At 57.8% G+C, this 1886-nt stretch carries 1 protein-coding gene and 1 pseudogene; both read left to right on the top strand.

Annotation, left to right across the window (positions count from 1 at the left end; genetic code table 11):
- Positions 1–335 precede the first annotated feature (335 nt).
- On the top strand, positions 336–1451 hold the full coding sequence (locus tag G568_RS0117645; RefSeq protein ID WP_026759181.1) for an MHYT domain-containing protein: 1116 nt from the start codon (positions 336–338) through the stop codon (positions 1449–1451).
- A gap of 116 nt (positions 1452–1567) precedes the next feature.
- A pseudogene (locus G568_RS0117640) lies at positions 1568–1792 on the top strand (FAD binding domain-containing protein); the annotation flags it as partial.
- Positions 1793–1886 lie beyond the last annotated feature (94 nt).

Here is a 1886-nt window from a genome sequence, read left to right as displayed (position 1 = left end):
TGTTTGCACACATGGCTACTTCTCCTTTTTGCACGGTTGATCCCTCTTCAGGATAACCCAACGGTGGGGAAGCAGCCGACACATCCCATTAGCCGACCTTCGTGGTCTTCGCAGCGAACGGCAAGAGTGCACTCAAACTGCATGATACAGCGTTTCATACACATATCCGCTCTTGGTGGATGGCGCCCAGATTCTAACTGTCTTGGAGTCTTCGCCAGTGCGCCTACGGTCTTTCAGGATTGCTGCGGTCACTCGCTCCGCTCATGATCAAACCTTGGCGCTGAGCTATCGGCGAGGTTTGCAAAACGCTCAAACCTTGGGCATGCTTAAGGAGCATGGAATTTCTCAGCGTCACCCACAGCAGCTTTCTGATCGCAATGTCGTGCGTCGTTGCGCTTGTCGCCGGGTTTACGGGGTTGTCTTTAACCCGTGATCTTTCGAATAAACCGGTCTTTCAGAGAAAGGCATCCATCGCGCTGGCCGCAGTCGCTTTAGGGGGTGGGATCTGGGCTATGCACTTCGTGGCCATGCTTGGATTGAAGCTGCCGATCCCGTTCTACTACGACGCGGCGATCACGCTCATTTCGGCGTTGTCCGCGATCTTGCTGGTTGGCGCGGCGCTACTCCTGTTGCATTTTGCCGACCGTACACCGCTTGTCATTTCGCTTGCGGGCGGGATCGTGGGCGTGGGCATATTGGTCATGCATTACATCGGGATGGCCGGGCTTGAGCTTTGCCGGGCAGTTTACACAACAACGGGCGTTGCATTCTCTTCCGTTGTCGCCATCGGTCTGTGCGTGCTGGCATTCTGGATCGCGTACAGCCGTCGCTCGAACCGCAATATCCTGATCGGAACGGTCTGCTTTGCGATTGCGGTGTGCTCGGTGCATTTTCTGGCGATCTCGGAAACCAATTTCGTGGCAGGACCCACGCGCGCGGAGTTCGGCCCGTCCATGAGCAACCAGACACTTGCGCTCGGCGTGGTCTTCTTCAGTTTCGTGATTTTCGGGGCCTGCCTGTGGGTGAGCGTGACCTATCTGGTCGCGCCCGACGACAAGGTCGCCGGCACGGCGCCGCCGCCTATGCCGCAGGCCAATGCCGACTTGCACGTCCCGTGTGAGAGTGACGGACGGAAGATCTTTGTTCCGTCACGGGACGTTTTGTTCGTCCGCGCCGATGGGCACTACACGCAGGTCTATACCGAAAACGAGCGGCTGTTCTGCGCCTGGCCTATCACCGCGGCCTCAAAGCGCCTGTTGCCCGCCGGGTTCCTACAGACCCATCGCAGTTACCTCGTCAATCCAAGACGCGTTTCCCGGTTCGAGCGGGACAAGGACAAGGGACGCTGTCTGTTCGACGGTATTGATCTGCCACCCGCCCCCGTGAGTCGGTCCAAGCTGAAAGCGATTCAGGCCACCCTTGCATCGCAGGCCGGCGCAACTCGTGCATGATAGCGCGTATTTCGTGCAAAATACCTGTGTTTCATTGATTCCTTAGTGCTGCGGCAGGCGGTCGCACGCACCTTCCTTGCCAGCCAGAACATTCGCTTTGAGGGAGGAGAAAGCCGATGATTCCTGCGGCATTTGACTACTATCGACCCAAGGATATGGACGGTGTCCTGTCCTTGCTTGAGGAACACGGCGACGACGCCCGTGTGATGGCAGGCGGTCACAGCCTGATCCCGATGATGAAGTTGCGCATGGCCGACGTGCTTCACCTTATCGACCTGCAGGATGTCGGCGGCATGTCCGACATAGAGGTCGGCAGTGACAGCATCCGGATCGGCGCGCTGGGAGATATAGCTGAAAGTTGGTGATGGCCCCTGAGGGGCGGCATATCATGGCGGTGTTCACGCGCCGTCAATTCTCCGAAGAGAAAGGGATATG

Origin of the sequence: Sediminimonas qiaohouensis DSM 21189 (genome assembly GCF_000423645.1) — a bacterium.
Lineage (GTDB): Bacteria > Pseudomonadota > Alphaproteobacteria > Rhodobacterales > Rhodobacteraceae > Sediminimonas > Sediminimonas qiaohouensis.
This window is presented reverse-complemented; position numbering and strand designations above follow the sequence as displayed.

Coding starts and splice junctions, on each gene's coding strand:
- G568_RS0117645 (WP_026759181.1), top strand. CDS start 336: ATGGAATTTCTCAGCGTCACCCACAGCAGCTTTCTGATCGCAATGTCG.